Below are 15,889 nucleotides of genomic sequence, written 5' to 3' on the forward strand. Positions count from 1 at the left end.
AGGGTGACAACTGCCCGCAGGGCTTGTCGGCCGTAGCTACAAGCTGCGCAACTTCTTCAGCGCCTAGCGCCCGTGCCCCCGTCAGTCCTGCCAGGGGCCTGACGGGCGGCGCCGGCCCAGGGCTGCAACGCTGCGCACATCTGTACCACCGGCACCACACCGCGATTTGGCGGCCTCACGGCACTGCCTCAAAATGAGGCAATGTCCCTGAAGCTGTTCCGGCATACCGATTACGCGCAGTCCATCCTGTCCCCGGGCGAGACGCGCTTCGCGATGCACCCGGGCTGGGCCATCGTGGCCGCCAGCCTCTGGATCGGCGTGGCGTGCAACGTCTGGCTGTGGCACGCGCTGGGCGGCGCCGACGACCAGTTGCTGGCGGCGGTGACAGTGGCCCTGGTCGTGATCGGCGCGGCCGGCTTCGTGCTGAGCCTGCTTGGCTGGCGCCGCACGTTCAAGCCTGCGGCCACCCTGCTCCTGCTGGTCGCGGCGGCAGCGGCGGCCGGCGTGTTCACCCAGGGCCTGGGGCTCGATGCCGTCCTGGCCGGCAAGCGCCCGCTCTCGCTCATGCCCGCCTGGACCAGCCTGTTCGGCTGGCAGGTTCCATTGCTGCTGGCGCTGCTGGGCGGCGCGCCGGTCATCTGGCTGTGGGCGCAGCAGCTGCGCCGCCTGGACGGCCCCAGCCAGCTCGCCACCAACGTCAGCGGCATGCTGCTGGCGGCAGCGCTGGTCGCCGGTGGCGTGGTGCTGCACGCCGGCCTGCCCAGCCTCTGACACACACTCCTAGAACAGGCTGCCCTGGCCATCCAGCCGGGGCGGCTGGAACTGGCTCGTGTCGAACGCGAACCGCTCGCGGTTGAATCCGAGCCGGGCCGCCGCCTTGCGGAAGCGCTGGCCGATCAGGTCGGCCCAGGGACCGCTGCCCTTCATGCGCGTGGCGAAGTCGGCGTCGTAGTCCTTCCCGCCCCGCATGTCGTGCACGCGGGCCATGATGCGGTCGGCCCTCTGCGGATAGTGGTGCTGCAGCCACTGGCGGAACAGCGGCGCCACCTCCCAGGGCAGGCGCAGCACATGGTAGAAGGCGCTGCGCGCGCCGGCCTCCCAGGCCGCTTCCAGCACCTGTTCGAGATCGTCGGTGAGGAACGGGATCTGCGGCGCCAGGCTGACGCCACACGGGATGCCTGCTTCCGCCAGGGTCTTCAACGTGCGCAGGCGCCGGTGCGGCGCCGCCGCCCTCGGCTCCAGCTTGCGCGTGAGGGACGCGTCCAGCGTGGTGATGGTCACGTACACCGCCGCCAGCCCGCGGGCCGCCATCGGCGCGATCAGGTCGAGGTCGCGTTCCACCGTGCTGGCCTTGGTGACCAGCGAGAACGGGTGGTGGGTCTCGGACAGCACCTCGAGCACGGAACGCGTGAGGCGCAGCTCGCGCTCGACCGGCTGGTAGCAGTCGGTCGCGGTGCCGATCGCCAGCATGCGCGGCTCGTACGACTTGCGCGCCAGCTCGCGCCGCAGCACCTGGTCGACATGGCGCTTGGCGATGATGCGGGTCTCGAAGTCCAGGCCGGGCGACAGGTTCAGGTAGCTGTGGGTGGGCCGTGCGTAGCAGTAGATGCAGCCGTGCTCGCAGCCGCGGTACGGGTTGAGCCCGCGGTCGAAATAGATGTCGGGCGACTCGTTGTAGCTGATGACGCTGCGCGGCTCCTCCCAGGTGACGTCGGTGGCGGGCGGTGCGGGTGCATCGGCGTCGTCCGGCAGCTCGTCGGACCAGCCGTCGTCGAACACCTCGCGGGCGTCGCGCTCGAACCGGTGCGGGTGGCGCGTGGCCGTGCCGCGACCCTTGATCGCGTCGACGGGAATGCGCTGCGTGGCCATGGACACTGTATTTTCATCCAGTTTTTGGGCGGCGAACATCCCTCATGCATTAACTGATTTTTCAGAAGCTTCTGAAAGTTCAGGTCGATCGCGCCACAATCGCGCCCATGCCGCTGCAGGACCACCTTCCACCCCTGTCGCGTGAGTTCGTCTCGCATTTCGGCGAGATGGGCAGCCGCTGGGGCATCAACCGCACCGTGGGGCAGATCTACGCCCTGCTGTTCATCAGCCAGAAGGCACTGAATGCCGACGAGATCGCGGAGGCCCTCGAGTTCTCGCGCTCCAACGTCAGCATGGGCCTGAAGGAGCTGCAGTCGTGGCGCCTGGTGCGCCTGAAGCACCAGCCGGGGGACAGGCGCGAATACTTCGAGGCGCCGGCCGACGTGTGGGAGATCTTCCGGGTGCTGGCCGAGGAGCGCCGCCGGCGCGAGATCGAGCCCACGCTGTCGATGCTGCGCATGGCGCTGCTGCAGGAACCGGCCAACGACGCCGACCGCCACGCCCAGGCCCGCATGCGCCAGATGCACGACCTGATCGACCGGCTGATGACGTGGTTCGACGACGTGCAGAAGCTCGCGCCGGAGACCGCCCTGCAACTCATGGGCATGGGGTCGACGGTGACCAAGGTGCTCGAATTCAAGGACCGCGTGACCGGCAAGGCCGCGCCCCGCAAGGAGTGAACCCCATGGACGCCCTCGTGCTGTCTCGCATCCAGTTCGCCGCCAACATCAGCTTCCACATCCTGTTCCCCACCATCAACATCGCGCTGGCCTGGTTCCTCGTCTATTTCAGGCTGCGCAACAACGCGGCGCGCGACGCGGCCGAGGCGCAGCACTGGGAGGAGGCGTACTTCCTCTGGACCAAGGTCTTCGCGCTGTCGTTCGCGCTCGGCGTGGTGTCGGGCATCACCATGAGCTTCCAGTTCGGCACCAACTGGCCGGGCTTCATGGAGCGCGCCGGCAACATCGCCGGCCCCCTGCTCGGCTACGAGGTGCTGACCGCCTTCTTCCTGGAGGCGACCTTCCTGGGGATCATGCTGTTCGGCCGCGGCCGCGTGTCGGACCGCGTGCACCTGTTCGCCTCGCTGATGGTGGCCGGTGGCACCACGCTGTCGGCGTTCTGGATCCTGAGCCTGAACTCGTGGATGCAGACGCCGACCGGCTACCGCATCGTCGACGGCGTCATGCATGCCGACAGCTGGCTCGCCATCGTCTTCAATCCCTCGTTCCCGTACCGGCTCGCCCACAAGCTGCTGGCCTCGACCATCACGGCCTCGTTCCTGATCGCGGGCCTGTCGGCCTGGCAGTTCCTGCGCAAGGCCAACAACGGCGGCAGCGCCAGGGCGCTGCGCACCGCCATCACGGTGGCCGCCATCGCCGTGCCGCTGCAGATCGTGGCCGGCGACATGCATGGACTGAACACCCTGGAGCACCAGCCGGCCAAGATCGCCGCCATCGAGGGCATCTGGCACACGGAAAAGAGCGCTCCCCTCACCCTGTTCGGCCTGCCCAACGAGAAGGAAGGGCGCACCGACTACGCGATCACCGTCCCCAAGCTCGCCAGCCTGATCCTGGCGCACGACATGGACGCCGAACTGAAGGGACTGGACGAGTTCAAGGACACGCACCCGCCGGTGGCGCCCGTCTTCTGGAGCTTCCGCGTGATGGTGGGCATGGGCGTCCTCATGCTGGTGGTGGCCTGGTGGAGCGCGCTGACCCTGTGGCGGCGGCGCCGCTCGGCCGGGGCCGACCAGCCGCTGTCGATGCTGCAGCTGCGGGTGCTGACGGCCATGACCTTTTCGGGCTGGCTGGCGACCCTGGCCGGCTGGTACGTCACCGAGATCGGGCGCCAGCCCTTCATCGTCTACGGCCTGCTGCGCACGGCGCAGGTGGTGGCCGAGCACCCGGCGGGCATGGTGCTGACGACGCTGCTGGCCTACCTGGCCGTCTACGCCTTCCTGCTCGTCGCCTACGTCCTCGTGCTGGCCTACATGAGCACGCACCCCGCCATGCCCACCCCCGACACGCCGCTAAGCCCCAAGGCCGCCCTGCCGGTCGGCGGCCCGGCCTGAGGAGCCCCCGATGACCTTCGATTGGCCCACCGTCCTGCCCTTGCTGTTCATGGCCGTCATGGGCCTGTCGCTGCTCGCCTACGTGGTGCTCGACGGCTACGACCTGGGCGTGGGCATCCTGCTGCCGTTCGCGACCGACGACCAGAAGGACATCATGGTGTCCTCCATCGGCCCCTTCTGGGACGCCAACGAGACCTGGCTGGTGCTGGGGATCGGCGTGCTGCTGGTGGCGTTCCCCAAGGCCCACAGCCTGGTGCTCACCAACCTGTACCTGCCGGTCGCGGTGATGCTGGTCGGCCTCATCCTGCGCGGCGTGTCGTTCGACTTCCGGGTCAAGGCGCGCGCCGCGCGCAAGGGCATGTGGAACGCGCTGTTCGCGGCCGGCTCGCTGATGGCCGCGATGGCCCAGGGCTGGATGCTGGGCAGCTACCTCACCGGCTTCGACCACGGCCCCTGGTCGCTCGCCTTCGCGGCCGGCATCGCGCTCACGCTGCCCACCGCCTACGCCATGCTGGGCGCCGGGTGGCTGATCATGAAGACCTGGGACGAGCTGCAGCTGCGCGCCGTGGACTGGGCGCGCAAGGTGCTGTGGCCGATGGGGCTGGCGCTGGTGGGCATCTCGCTCGCCACGCCGCTGGTGAGCCACACCGTGTTCTCCAAGTGGTTCTCGATGCCGGAGCTGATCGGCCTGCTGCCGATCCCGGTGGCCTGCGCGGCGGCGTTCTTCGCTGCCTGGCAGGTGACCGCCAGGCCCCGGATCGTGGCCGCCGGCTACGGCTGGGTGCTGTTCGCCTCCACCGTCCTGATCTTCGTGATGGCCTTCCTGGGCCTGGCCTACAGCCTGTACCCGTACATCGTCATCGACCGGCTGACGGTCTGGCAGGCGGCCAGCGCGCACGAATCGCTGGTGGTGATCTTCATCGGCGTGGCGATCACGCTGCCGGCGATCATCGTCTACACGGTGTTCATGTACCGCGTGTTCTGGGGCCGGGCGACGACGCTCAGCTACGCGGCGCACACGCCGCACTGACGTTCAGCGCAGGCGCGCCTTCGCCTGCGCGTACTCGTGCCGCAGCTTGGCCACCAGCTCGGCTGCCGGCAACACCTCGTGCACGGCGCCGATGCCCTGGCCGCAGCCCCAGATCTCCTTCCAGGCCTTGGGCTTGCTGCCCTCGCCGCCGCCGAAGTTCATCTTGCTGGGGTCGCTCTCGGGCAGGTTGTCCGGGTCCAGCCCGGCGGCGCGCACCGAGGGCTTGAGATAGTTGCCGTGCACGCCCGTGAACAGGCTGGAGTAGACGATGTCGTCGCTGGTGCCGTCGACGATGGCCTGCTTGTAGGCATCGGTCGCACGGGCCTCGTCGGTGGCGATGAAGGCCGAGCCGATGTAGGCGAAGTCGGCGCCCATGGCCTGGGCGGCCAGCACGGCGCCGCCGGTGGCGATCGAGCCCGAGAGGGCCAGCGGGCCGTCGAACCACTCGCGGATCTCCTGGATCAGCGCGAACGGGCTCTTGATGCCGGCATGGCCGCCGGCGCCGGCCGCCACGGCGATCAGGCCGTCGGCGCCCTTCTCGATCGCCTTGCGGGCGAAGAAGTCGTTGATGATGTCGTGCAGCACCACCCCGCCGTAGGAATGGATGGCGTCGTTGACGTCGGTGCGCGCGCCCAGCGAGGTGATGACGACCGGCACCTTGTACTTCACCACCATCTCCATGTCGTGCTCGAGCCGGTCGTTGCTCTTGTGCACGATCTGGTTGATGGCGAACGGCGCCGCCGGCCGGCCGGGGTTGGCGCGGTTGTAGGCCGCCAGCGTCTCGGTGATCTCGGCCAGCCACTCGTCCAGCTGCGATGCCGGTCGCGCGTTGAGCGCCGGCATCGCCCCGATGATCCCGGCCTTGCATTGCTCGATGAGCAGTTTCGGGTTGCTGATGATGAACAGCGGCGAGCCGATCACGGGCAGCGAGAGGTTCTGCAGGGCGGCGGGAAGCTTCGACATCAGGGCTCCGGTGGGTGGGAAGGCGACGGGCGCGGAAGTCGCAGCAGGGACGCCAGCCTCGCAAGAACGACCTTGTAAGGCCTTTTGCGCGTCCCCTGCGTAACCTGCGCGACTGCCGCCGCGCAGGCATGCTGCGTCAGTACGCGTCAACCGGCAGCGCCGTCACGCTCTCGGCGCCCTCGACGATGGCATCGCGGGTGCCCTGGGCCTTCGACAGGATGTGGTCGGCGTAGAAGCGGGCGGTGGCGATCTTGGCCTCCATGAAGGCGCGGTCCTGTCCCTTGGCGGCCAGGTCCTCGGCCGCCAGCAGCGAGCGCGCCAGCTGCCAGCCGGCCACCAGGTTGCCGGCGAGCAGCAGGTAGGGCACGGAGCCGGCGAACACCGCGTTCGGGCTGGCCTTGGTCTGGCCGGCGACGAAGTCCACCACGTCCAGGAAGGCCTTGCGGGCGGCGACCAGGCGCTTGTGCACGGCACGGGCGGCGGCCGAATCGCGGCGGGCCAGGTCCGCCTCGGTCTTCTCGATCTGGGCGGCGATCGCGCGGGCCACCTGGCCGCCGTCGCGCGCGGTCTTGCGGCCCACCAGGTCGTTGGCCTGGATGGCGGTCGTGCCTTCGTAGATGGTGAGGATCTTGGCGTCGCGGTAGTACTGGGCCGCGCCGGTCTCCTCGATGAAGCCCATGCCGCCGTGCACCTGCACGCCCAGCGACGTGACGTCCAGGCTCATCTCGGTGCTGTAGCCCTTCACCAGCGGCACCAGGAACTCGTAGAAGGCCTGGTTCTGCTGGCGCACGTCCGCGTCGGGATGGTGGTGGGCGGCGTCGTACGCCGCCGCCGCCACGCTCGCCATGGCGCGGCAGCCCTCGACATGGGCGCGCATCGTCATCAGCATGCGCTTGACGTCGGGGTGGTGGATGATGGCCGCGCTGGCGTTGATCGAGCCGTCGACCGGGCGGGACTGGACACGGTCCTTCGCGTACGCCACCGCCTTCTGGTAGGCGCGCTCGGCGATGGCGATGCCCTGCACGCCGACCGCATACCGGGCCGCGTTCATCATGATGAACATGTACTCGAGGCCGCGGTTCTCCTGGCCCACCAGGTAGCCGATGGCGCCGCCGTGGTCGCCGTACTGCAGCACGGCCGTGGGCGAGGCCTTGATGCCCATCTTGTGCTCGATGCTCACGCAGTGCACGTCGTTGCGCGCGCCGCGCGAGCCGTCCTTGTTGACCAGGAACTTGGGCACGACGAACAGGCTGATGCCCTTGACGCCCTCGGGCGCGCCGGACACGCGGGCCAGCACCAGGTGGACGATGTTGTCCGCCATGTCGTGCTCGCCGTAGGTGATGAAGATCTTGGTGCCGAAGACCTTGTAGGAGCCGTCGGGCTGCGGCTCGGCACGGGTGCGCACCAGCGCCAGGTCGCTGCCGGCCTGCGGCTCGGTGAGGTTCATGGTGCCGGTCCACTCACCGCTCACCAGCTTCTCGAGGTAGGTGGCCTTGAGCTCGTCGGAGCCGGCCGTCAGCAGCGCCTCGATGGCGCCGTCGGTCAGCAGCGGGCACAGCGCGAAGCTGAGGTTGGCGGAGTTGAGCATCTCGACGCAGGCGGCGCCGATGACCTTGGGCAGGCCCTGGCCGCCGGCGTCGGCGGGGTGCTGCAGGCCTTGCCAGCCGCCCTCGGCGTATTGCTTGTAGGCATCGGCGAAGCCGGGCGTCGTGGTGACCTCGCCATCCTTCCAGCTCGAAGGATTCTTGTCGCCGTCCACGTTGAGCGGCGCCAGCACGCCCTCGTTGAACTTCGCGCACTCCTCCAGGACGGCCTGCGCCGTCTCCAGGCCGGCATCTTCGAAGCCGGGGATCTGCGCGATCTGGCCGATGTTCGCCAGGTGCTCGAGGTCGAACAGCATGTCCTTGAGGGGGGCGCGGTAGCTCATGGGAATCTCCTGTGGGGTCTGCCTTCCCCGAGCGGGGAAGTCTGGAAAGGGGTGCCGCATCATCCGCGACGGCACCCGCTTCCGCCCTCCCCGCGAGGGGGAGGTCGGCGCGATCAGAGCGCCTTGACCAGCTCCGGCACGGCCTGGAACAGGTCGGCTTCGAGGCCGTAGTCGGCCACGCTGAAGATCGGCGCTTCCGGGTCCTTGTTGATCGCGACGATCACCTTGGAGTCCTTCATGCCGGCCAGGTGCTGGATGGCGCCGGAGATGCCGGCCGCCACGTACAGCTGGGGCGCGACGATCTTGCCGGTCTGGCCGACCTGGAAGTCGTTCGGCGCATAGCCGGCGTCCACGGCCGCGCGCGAGGCACCGATGGCCGCGCCCAGCTTGTCGGCCAGCGGCTCGAGCACTTCATGGAACTTCTCGCTGGAGCCGAGCGCGCGGCCGCCAGAGACGATGACCTTGGCGGCGGTCAGTTCGGGGCGATCGTTCTTGGCGATCTCCTGGCTCACGAACTTGCTCTTGCCGCTGTCGGGGGCACCGGCAGCGCTCTCGACAGCCGCGCTGCCACCGGTGGCAGCGGCCGGGTCGAAGGCGGTGGTGCGCACCGTGATCACCTTCACCTTGTCGGCGCTCTGCACGATGGCGATGGCGTTGCCGGCATAGATCGGGCGCTCGAACGTGTCGGCGGCATCGACCTTGGTGATGTCGGAGATCTGTGCGACGTCCAGCTTGGCGGCCACGCGCGGGGCGATGTTCTTGCCGCTGGCGGTGGCCGGGAAGAGGATGTGCTCGTAGCTGCCGGCGATGGCCAGCACCTGCGCGGTCATGTTCTCGGCCAGGCCGTGCTCGAACTGCGCGCCATCGGCGTGGATCACCTTGGCCACGCCAGCGATCTGCGCAGCAGCCTTGGCGGCGTCGCCGGCATTGGCGCCGGCCACCAGCACGTGCACGTCGCCGCCGCAGGCCTTGGCCGCGGTGACGGTGTTCAGCGTCGCGGCCTTGATGGACTTGTTGTCGTGTTCTGCAATCACCAGGGCCGTCATTTAGATCACCTTCGCTTCCGTCTTGAGCTTTTGAACCAGGGTGGCCACGTCGGGCACCTTCACGCCGGCGCTGCGCTTGGCCGGCTCGGTGACCTTCAGCGTCTTCAGGCGCGGCTTGACGTCCACGCCCAGGTCTTCCGGCTTGACGGTGTCGAGCTGCTTCTTCTTGGCCTTCATGATGTTGGGCAGCGTCACGTAGCGCGGCTCGTTCAGGCGCAGGTCGGTCGTGATCACCGCCGGCAGGTCGATGGAGATCGTCTCCAGGCCGCCGTCCACTTCACGCGTGACGTTCGCCCTGCCGTCGGCCACTTCCACCTTGCTCGCGAAGGTGGCCTGCGGCAGGTCGGCCAGCGCCGCCAGCATCTGGCCGGTCTGGTTGCAGTCATCGTCGATGGCCTGCTTGCCCAGGATCACCAGGCCCGGCTGCTCCTTGTCGACCAGCGCCTTGAGCAGCTTGGCCACCGCCAGCGGCTGCAGTTCCTCGTCGGTCAGCACCAGGATGGCCCGGTCGGCGCCGATGGCCATCGCCGTGCGCAGTGTCTCCTGGCACTGCTGCACGCCGCAGGAGACCGCGATCACCTCGGTGGCCACGCCCTTTTCCTTCAGGCGCACCGCCTCTTCGACGGCAATCTCGTCGAACGGGTTCATCGACATCTTCACATTGGCGATGTCCACACCCGTGTTGTCCGACTTCACGCGGACCTTCACGTTGTAGTCCACCACCCGCTTGACCGGGACCAGAACCTTCATCAGAGATGCTCCTGCTGGGATTGACGTTGACGTAAACCGGAAATTCTATGCCGCGCCCTACCGTCGGGCGGGAAGAAAAAGAACGATCGTTCGATTTTAGGCGAGGCCGCAGTCGATCCGGCATGCCTCTTGGTGCAATGGGCGCTGTTTGCCTCCCTGCCGACAATTGATGACCGCAGGGTCGGAACGATTGCCGACCGCATGGTTGGCGAATCCGGGTAAGTCATGAACGGTGGCGAGGGACCCCGCACTTACAGTGCGCCCCATCCACAGACTTGGAGTCCTGCCATGAACCGCCTGCTGTTTTCCGGCGCTGCTGTCGCTGCTGCCCTGGCCTGCGCCCCCGCTAGTGCGCAGACCGTGCTCACCGCATCGAGCTGGCTGGCGCCCACCCACCCGCTGAGCCTGGCACAGAAGGACTGGTGCGACCTGGTCGAGAAGAACGCCGGCGGCAAGATCAAGTGCAACATCCTGCCGCGCGCGGTGTCCGCGCCGCCCGGCACGCTCGATGCAGTCAAGAACGGGCTGGCCGACGTGTCGTTCACGGTGCAGGGCTACACGCCGGGCCGCTTCGTGCTGACCAAGATGGCCGAGTTCCCGTTCCTGGGCGACAGTTCGGAGACGATCTCGGTGGCCTTCCAGCGCGTGGCCTCCAAGTACCCGCAGTTCGGCGAGGAGCACCAGGGCGTGAAGCCGCTGGCCTACTTCACGCACGGCCCGGGCATGGTGTTCAACACCAAGAAGCCGGTGGTCAAGATCGAGGACCTGCAGGGCCTGAAGTGGCGGGTGGGCGGCGGCGTCGTCAACGACATCGCCAAGCTGGTCGGCATGAACGTGACGCTCAAGCCGGCGACCGACAACTACGAGCTGCTGTCCAGCGGCGTGATGGACGGCACCCTGCTGCCGTCCGAATCGATCGAGGCCTTCAAGATCGACAAGATCATCAAGCACGCCACCACCTTCCCGGGCGGCCTGTACAACACCGCGTTCGTCTTCATGATGAACCCGGCCAAGTACGACAAGCTGTCAGCCGCCGACAAGAAGGCGGTCGACGCCGCGTCGGGCGAAGTGGCGGCCCGCATCTTCGGGCGCCACTGGGACAAGGCCGACCTGCGCGGCTACGCCCTCATGCAGGCCAACAACGTGCAGATCGCCAAGGCCGACGCCAAGTTCGTCTCCGACCTGAAGGCCAAGACCAGCCCGCTGGAGGCCCAGTGGGTGAAGGACGCCGAGGCCAAGGGCCTGAAGAACGCCGACAAGGTGCTGGCGGAGTTCCGCGGCGAGATCGCCAAGGCCGCCAAGTAATCCGGCGGTCAGCTTCGCCCGGGTCGCACCGGCGGCGTCGACGGGCGCCGCCGCCGCCGCGCGAAGCGCCGTCGCCTGAAGCATCGCGCGTGCATAGCCTTCGATGAAAAAACTGCTCGAGCTGTCGTGCGGGCTGCTGTCCGGCACCGCCCTGTTCGCCATCATGGCGCTCACCTTCTTCGACGTCCTCGGGCGCAAGTTCCTGAGCAACTCCATCCCCGGCTCGCTGGAGCTGACCGAACTGCTGATGGTGGTGGTCATCTTCGGCGCCCTGCCGCTGGTGTCGGCGCGCGGCGAGCACGTGGAGTTCGACTCGCTCGATCCCTACCTGCCGGCCTGGCTGCGCCGCCTGCAGGCGGTGGTGGTGAACCTGCTGTGCGGGGTCGTCCTGCTGCTGCTCGCCTGGCTGATGTGGCGCACCGGCGACCAGTTCCTGGCCAGCCACGAGACCACCGCGCAGCTCGGGATCCTGAAGGCCCCCTTCATCTACGGCATGGCGGTGCTGTGCGGCGCCACCGGCGTCGTGCACCTGCTGCTCCTGGGCCAGGCGCCCGTCGACCGGGCCGAAGGCGAAGGGGTGGCGCTGTGATCGAAGCCCTGATCGGATTTGCGGTCATCTTCGGCCTCGCCCTGCTGCGCGTGCCGCTGGCATTCGCCATGGGCCTGGTCGGCTTCGCCGGCATCGGCTTCACCCGCGGCTGGATGCCGGCGCTGGCCAGCACCGCGCAGGTGGTCCACGAGACCGGCTTCGCCTACACGCTGTCGGTCATCCCGCTGTTCATCCTGATGGGCAACTTCGTCGCCCGCGCCGGCCTGGCGCACGAGCTGTTCCAGGCCGCCTACGCCTTCATCGGCCACGTGCGCGGCGGCCTCGCGCACGCCACGGTGGCGGCCTGCGCCGGCTTCGGCGCCATCTGCGGATCGTCGATCGCGACCGCGGCCACCATGAGCAAGGTGGCCTACCCGTCGATGCGCAAGCTGGGCTACAGCGACGCACTGTCCACCGGCGTCATGGCCGCCGGCGGCACGCTGGGCATCATGATCCCGCCGTCCACCATCATGGTGATCTACGGGATCATCACCGAGACCAACATCGGCAAGCTGTTCGCCGCCGGCGTCATTCCCGGCCTGCTGACGGCGGCGCTACTGATGCTGTCCATCGTCGTCATGACCTCGCGCGACCCCGAGCACGCCCCGGCCGGCCAGCGCACCCCCTGGCCCGAGCGCTGGCGTGCCCTGCGCGGCATCTGGGGTGTGGCGGTGCTGGTGGTGGTGGTGCTGGGCGGCATCTATGGCGGCTTCTTCACGGCCACCGAGGGCGCCGGCTTCGGCGCCGCCGGCGCCTTCCTGTTCGCGCTCGGCCGCCGCCGGCTCACCTGGCGCATCCTGTGGGAGGTGCTGGTGGAGTCGGCCCGCACCACCGCGATGCTGTTCACGCTGCTGATCGCCGCCACGCTGTTCGCCAACTTCGTGAACTTCACGACCATGCCGGGCGACCTGAAGGAGTGGATCACGCACCTGGGCCTGTCGCCCACCATGATCGTGGTGGCCATGATGGCCATCTACGTGCTGCTGGGCACCGTGATGGAGGAGCTCACCATGGTGCTGCTCACCATCCCGCTGTTCTTCCCCATCGTCACCAGCCTGGGGTTCGATCCGGTCTGGTTCGGCGTGCTGATCGTGATGATCGTGCAGATCGGGCTGATCTCGCCGCCGGTGGGCATGAACCTGTTCGTGCTCAACGCCCTGCTGCCGCGCGTCGGGCTGGGCACCATCTTCAGCGGCTGCTGGCCCTTCGTGCTGGTGATGGTGCTGATGCTGGGCCTGTTGATCGCCTTCCCGCAGCTGAGCCTGTGGCTGCCCTCGCTGATGCGCTGAGCGCGGGCCCGGTCAGAGCAGCGAGGCCGCCCCGCCACCACCGAGGATGCGCACTTCCCGCTGCGGGTAGGGAATCTCGATCCCGGCCGCGCGCAGGCGCCGCAGCACCTCGAGGTTGACGTCCGAGCGCACGTTGCCCTGCCCGTTGGCGGGATCGGCGATCCAGAAGAACAGCGAGAACTCCAGCCCGTCGGCGCCGAACTTGACCAGCCGGGCCGCCGGCCCGGGGTCCTGCAGCACGCGCGCGGTGGCCAGCGCGGCCTCCTGCAGCAGGCGCTGCACCTGGTCGACGTCGCTGTCGTAGGCCACGGCCACCTCGGTGGACAGCAGCACCCGGGGGTCGGCCAGCGACAGGTTCTCGATGCGCTCGGTGATGAGCTTCTCGTTCGGCACGATGGACTCGCGGCCGTTGAGCGCCCGGATCAGCGTGTAGCGCGTCTTGATGTCGATGACCTGGCCCTCGAAGCCGTCGACCCGCACCGTGTCGCCGATGCGCAGGCTGCGCTCGAACAGGATGACGAAGCCGCTGACGTAGTTGGCCGCGAGCTTCTGCAGGCCGAAGCCCAGGCCCACCCCGATGGCGCCGCCCAGCACCGACAGCGCGGTGAGGTCGACGCCGGCCGTGGACAGCGCGAACAGCACGCCCACCAGCAGCAGCGCGGCGCGGATCGCGTTGGCGGCCACCTTGCGCAGCGACAGGTCGTGCACCGCCTGGCGCAGCACCTGGCGCTCCAGCACGGCCGAGATCCAGAGCGCGGCGATCAGCACCACCCCCGCCGCCAGCGTGCCGTCCAGGATGTTGAGCAGGCTGACGCGCGACTTGCCGAAGACGAAGCGGATCTCGTCGAGCTCGGTGCGCACCGCGGGCAGCACGCCCACGGCCCACAGGGCGGCGGCGATCCATGCCAGCCACGAGAACAGGCGCTCCATCAGGCGTGCGAAGCCGGACGCCGGGAAGGCCAGGGTCAGCACGCGGGCGAGGAAGCGGATCCCGGCCAGCGACACCAGCACCGGGATGGCCAGCCGCAGCAGCACCACCGGCTGGCTCATTTCGACCACGTGGCGCGCCGCGTACGTGAGCACCAGGGCGAGCAGCGGAAACAGCAGGCCGTCCACCGTGGCGCGGCCGAACCAGACCGACTCCGCCGATTGCCGGCGCCCGATCAGCCAGCTGATGCCGCCGGCCGAGAGCAGGCAGCCCAGCAGCACTGCGAGTTCGACAGGCATCCCCGGATGGCCCAGGTCATGGACCAGTTGGTCTAACGTACCCATGGGATCAGGACCAGGAGGGCTTGCGCTTCTCGGCGAAGGCGCTCACGCCTTCCTGGGCGCAGTGCGCCACCATGTTCACCGCCATGGTCTGCCCGGCCAGCTGGTAGGCCGCCTCGACACCCAGCTCGCGCTGGCGGTAGAACAGGTCCTTGCCGATGGCCAGCGCCTCGCGCGGCTTGGCCACGATGCTCGCCAGCAGCGATTCGACCTCGGCGTCGAGCTGGTCGGGCGCGACGGCCCGGTTCACCAGCCCGCGCTCGCGGGCCTGCTCGGCCGAGATGAAGTCGCCGGTGACCAGCATCTCCATGGCCTGCTTGGGATGCATGTTGCGCGCCAGGGGCACGCTGGGGCTGGAGCAGAACAGCCCGACATTGATGCCGCTGACGGCGAACTTCGCGTCCGTGGAGGCCACCGCCAAGTCGCATTGGGCGACCAGCTGGCAGCCGGCGGCGGTGGCGATGCCGTGCACCCGGGCGATCACCGGCACCGGCAGCTTCTGGATCGCCAGCATCACCCGGCTGCAGCGCGCGAACAGCTGCTGGTAATAGGCCAGCTCGGGACGGGCCAGCATTTCCTTCAGGTTGTGGCCGGGGCAGAACGCCTTGCCGGCGCCGGCCAGGACCACGGCCCGCAGGCCGGCGTCGTCGGCCAGGCGATCGAAGGCGGCCTGCAGCGCGTCGAGCATTTCCTCGCCCAGCGCGTTGAACGTCGCCGGGCGGTTCATGGTGAGCGTCACCACGCCGCGGGCATCGCGGCTTTCCAGCAGGGGAGCGGAGGAATCGGACATCAGGGAGCGTTGCGGAATCAGAGGTCGGCCAGCACGCGCAGGTGCGCCTCGACGCTGCGGCCCAGCGCGCTGAGGTTGTAGCCCCCCTCGAGCGAGGACACGATGCGGCCCTGGGCGTGCTTGTCGGCGATGGCCTTGATGCGCGCGGTCATCCAGGCGTAGTCGGCTTCGACCAGGCCGAGCTGGCCGAGGTCGTCCTCGCGGTGGGCGTCGAAGCCGGCGCTGAAGAAGATCATCTGCGGTCGGAAAGCCTCCAGCCGCGGGATCCACGCTTCCTCGATCATCTCGCGCACCACCGCCCCCTTGGTGTAGGCCGGCACGGGCAGGTTGACCATGTTGTCGGCCAGCGGCGGGGTGCCGGTGCCGGGATAGAACGGGTGCTGGAACAGGCCCACCATCAGCACCCGGTCGTCGCCGGCCAGGATGTCCTCGGTGCCGTTGCCGTGGTGCACGTCGAAGTCGACGATGGCCACGCGCTCCAGGCCATGCCGCTCCAGGGCGTAGCGCGCGCCGACCGCCACCTGGTTGAAGAGGCAGAAGCCCATGGACCGGTTGCGGCAGGCATGGTGGCCGGGCGGCCGCACGGCGCAGAACGCGTTCTGGAGTTCGCCGGCCATGACCGCATCGGTGGCGGCGATCACGGCGCCCGATGCGCGCAGCGCCGCTTCCCAGGTGTGGGGATTCATCGCGGTGTCGGGATCGATGAAGCGGTAGCGGCTGCCGCCGGCGTCGACCTGCTCGGCGAGTTCCTCGCGCAGGCCGTCGATGGCCGCGACCAGCCTCGGGTCGTGCGCCAGCACGATGTCGTCCAGCGAGGCTTCGGGCGCCTCGCGGCGGTCGAGCGCGTTGGCCACGCCGCTCACCAGCAATCGGTCCTCGATCGCATCGAGGCGTTCCGGGCACTCGGGGTGGCCCGGTCCCATTTCATGGCGCCGGCAGGCGGCATGGAAGTAATACCCGGTCTTGTTCGCACTCATCGCTGGGGGGCGGA

At 68.7% G+C, this 15,889-nt stretch carries 15 protein-coding genes; 7 read left to right on the plus strand and 8 right to left on the minus strand.

The window, feature by feature from the left end; genetic code table 11:
- Positions 1-201 precede the first annotated feature (201 nt).
- The gene (locus tag GON04_RS04365) at positions 202-771 is read left to right on the plus strand and encodes a phosphoethanolamine transferase domain-containing protein (protein ID WP_157396739.1); all 570 of its coding nucleotides are present in this window, start codon (positions 202-204) and stop codon (positions 769-771) included.
- Positions 772-780: 9 nt separating this feature from the next.
- Here GON04_RS04365 and GON04_RS04370 read toward each other — a convergent pair whose 3' ends face one another.
- The gene (locus GON04_RS04370; RefSeq protein WP_157396740.1) at positions 781-1,869 is read right to left on the minus strand and encodes a PA0069 family radical SAM protein; all 1,089 of its coding nucleotides are present in this window, start codon (positions 1,867-1,869) and stop codon (positions 781-783) included.
- A 107-nt stretch (positions 1,870-1,976) separates the two neighbouring features.
- Here GON04_RS04370 and GON04_RS04375 point away from each other — a divergent pair, with 107 nt between their 5' ends.
- Genes GON04_RS04375 through GON04_RS04385 form a run of 3 tightly spaced genes read left to right on the plus strand, consistent with a single transcriptional unit; the run spans position 1,977 to position 4,970 of the window.
- Positions 1,977-2,549, plus strand: coding sequence for a GbsR/MarR family transcriptional regulator (locus tag GON04_RS04375; RefSeq protein ID WP_157396741.1), 573 nt, complete (start codon positions 1,977-1,979; stop codon positions 2,547-2,549).
- A 5-nt stretch (positions 2,550-2,554) separates the two neighbouring features.
- Positions 2,555-3,940, plus strand: a complete 1,386-nt coding sequence (locus GON04_RS04380; RefSeq protein WP_157396742.1) for a cytochrome ubiquinol oxidase subunit I — start codon at positions 2,555-2,557, stop codon at positions 3,938-3,940.
- 10 nt (positions 3,941-3,950) lie between these two features.
- On the plus strand, positions 3,951-4,970 hold the full coding sequence (locus GON04_RS04385; protein WP_157396743.1) for a cytochrome d ubiquinol oxidase subunit II: 1,020 nt from the start codon (positions 3,951-3,953) through the stop codon (positions 4,968-4,970).
- Positions 4,971-4,973: 3 nt separating this feature from the next.
- Here GON04_RS04385 and GON04_RS04390 read toward each other — a convergent pair whose 3' ends face one another.
- From GON04_RS04390 to GON04_RS04405, 4 genes are all read right to left on the minus strand, one after another.
- Positions 4,974-5,933, minus strand: a complete 960-nt coding sequence (locus GON04_RS04390; protein WP_157396744.1) for an NAD(P)H-dependent flavin oxidoreductase — start codon at positions 5,931-5,933, stop codon at positions 4,974-4,976.
- A 136-nt stretch (positions 5,934-6,069) separates the two neighbouring features.
- Positions 6,070-7,860, minus strand: coding sequence for an acyl-CoA dehydrogenase (locus GON04_RS04395; RefSeq protein WP_157396745.1), 1,791 nt, complete (start codon positions 7,858-7,860; stop codon positions 6,070-6,072).
- 113 nt (positions 7,861-7,973) lie between these two features.
- Positions 7,974-8,906 carry an electron transfer flavoprotein subunit alpha/FixB family protein gene (locus tag GON04_RS04400; RefSeq protein ID WP_157396746.1) on the minus strand — a complete coding sequence of 311 codons (933 nt, stop codon included), beginning with the start codon at positions 8,904-8,906 and terminating at the stop codon, positions 7,974-7,976.
- Positions 8,907-9,656 (minus strand): electron transfer flavoprotein subunit beta/FixA family protein, encoded by a 750-nt coding sequence (locus GON04_RS04405; RefSeq protein WP_157396747.1) that lies wholly within the window; start codon positions 9,654-9,656, stop codon positions 8,907-8,909.
- Positions 9,657-9,944: 288 nt separating this feature from the next.
- Between GON04_RS04405 and GON04_RS04410 the strand changes: the two genes are divergently transcribed.
- From GON04_RS04410 to GON04_RS04420, 3 genes are all read left to right on the plus strand, one after another.
- Complete coding sequence (locus tag GON04_RS04410) at positions 9,945-10,961, plus strand: TRAP transporter substrate-binding protein (RefSeq protein WP_157396748.1); 1,017 nt, start codon at positions 9,945-9,947, stop codon at positions 10,959-10,961.
- A gap of 103 nt (positions 10,962-11,064) precedes the next feature.
- A complete protein-coding gene (locus GON04_RS04415) occupies positions 11,065-11,550 on the plus strand; it encodes a TRAP transporter small permease (protein ID WP_157396749.1) in 486 nt (161 codons plus the stop codon).
- Positions 11,547-12,839 (plus strand): TRAP transporter large permease subunit, encoded by a 1,293-nt coding sequence (locus GON04_RS04420; protein WP_181653884.1) that lies wholly within the window; start codon positions 11,547-11,549, stop codon positions 12,837-12,839. The genes GON04_RS04415 and GON04_RS04420 overlap by 4 nt, the downstream gene beginning before the upstream one ends.
- 12 nt (positions 12,840-12,851) lie before the next feature.
- Here the strand turns inward: GON04_RS04420 and GON04_RS04425 are convergent, their stop codons facing one another.
- From GON04_RS04425 to GON04_RS04435, 3 genes are read right to left on the minus strand one after another with little or no spacing between them, the layout of a single operon-like run.
- Complete coding sequence (locus tag GON04_RS04425) at positions 12,852-14,111, minus strand: mechanosensitive ion channel family protein (protein ID WP_157396750.1); 1,260 nt, start codon at positions 14,109-14,111, stop codon at positions 12,852-12,854.
- Positions 14,112-14,115: 4 nt separating this feature from the next.
- A complete protein-coding gene (locus tag GON04_RS04430; protein ID WP_157396751.1) occupies positions 14,116-14,898 on the minus strand; it encodes an enoyl-CoA hydratase in 783 nt (260 codons plus the stop codon).
- A 17-nt stretch (positions 14,899-14,915) separates the two neighbouring features.
- The gene (locus GON04_RS04435) at positions 14,916-15,875 is read right to left on the minus strand and encodes a histone deacetylase family protein (RefSeq protein ID WP_157396752.1); all 960 of its coding nucleotides are present in this window, start codon (positions 15,873-15,875) and stop codon (positions 14,916-14,918) included.
- Between the last annotated feature and the right edge of the window lie 14 nt (positions 15,876-15,889).

This window comes from Ramlibacter pinisoli (genome assembly GCF_009758015.1).
Taxonomy (GTDB): domain Bacteria; phylum Pseudomonadota; class Gammaproteobacteria; order Burkholderiales; family Burkholderiaceae_C; genus Ramlibacter; species Ramlibacter pinisoli.

Bases quoted from the DNA above. Each gene is read 5' to 3' on its own strand.
- GON04_RS04385 (WP_157396743.1), top strand. From the start codon at position 3,951: ATGACCTTCGATTGGCCCACCGTCCTGCCCTTGCTGTTCATGGCCGTC.
- GON04_RS04425 (WP_157396750.1), bottom strand. From the start codon at position 14,111: ATGGGTACGTTAGACCAACTGGTCCATGACCTGGGCCATCCGGGGATG.
- GON04_RS04415 (WP_157396749.1), top strand. From the start codon at position 11,065: ATGAAAAAACTGCTCGAGCTGTCGTGCGGGCTGCTGTCCGGCACCGCC.
- GON04_RS04375 (WP_157396741.1), top strand. From the start codon at position 1,977: ATGCCGCTGCAGGACCACCTTCCACCCCTGTCGCGTGAGTTCGTCTCG.
- GON04_RS04410 (WP_157396748.1), top strand. From the start codon at position 9,945: ATGAACCGCCTGCTGTTTTCCGGCGCTGCTGTCGCTGCTGCCCTGGCC.
- GON04_RS04390 (WP_157396744.1), bottom strand. From the start codon at position 5,933: ATGTCGAAGCTTCCCGCCGCCCTGCAGAACCTCTCGCTGCCCGTGATC.
- GON04_RS04405 (WP_157396747.1), bottom strand. From the start codon at position 9,656: ATGAAGGTTCTGGTCCCGGTCAAGCGGGTGGTGGACTACAACGTGAAG.
- GON04_RS04380 (WP_157396742.1), top strand. From the start codon at position 2,555: ATGGACGCCCTCGTGCTGTCTCGCATCCAGTTCGCCGCCAACATCAGC.
- GON04_RS04365 (WP_157396739.1), top strand. From the start codon at position 202: ATGTCCCTGAAGCTGTTCCGGCATACCGATTACGCGCAGTCCATCCTG.
- GON04_RS04395 (WP_157396745.1), bottom strand. From the start codon at position 7,860: ATGAGCTACCGCGCCCCCCTCAAGGACATGCTGTTCGACCTCGAGCAC.
- GON04_RS04435 (WP_157396752.1), bottom strand. From the start codon at position 15,875: ATGAGTGCGAACAAGACCGGGTATTACTTCCATGCCGCCTGCCGGCGC.
- GON04_RS04370 (WP_157396740.1), bottom strand. From the start codon at position 1,869: ATGGCCACGCAGCGCATTCCCGTCGACGCGATCAAGGGTCGCGGCACG.
- GON04_RS04430 (WP_157396751.1), bottom strand. From the start codon at position 14,898: ATGTCCGATTCCTCCGCTCCCCTGCTGGAAAGCCGCGATGCCCGCGGC.
- GON04_RS04400 (WP_157396746.1), bottom strand. From the start codon at position 8,906: ATGACGGCCCTGGTGATTGCAGAACACGACAACAAGTCCATCAAGGCC.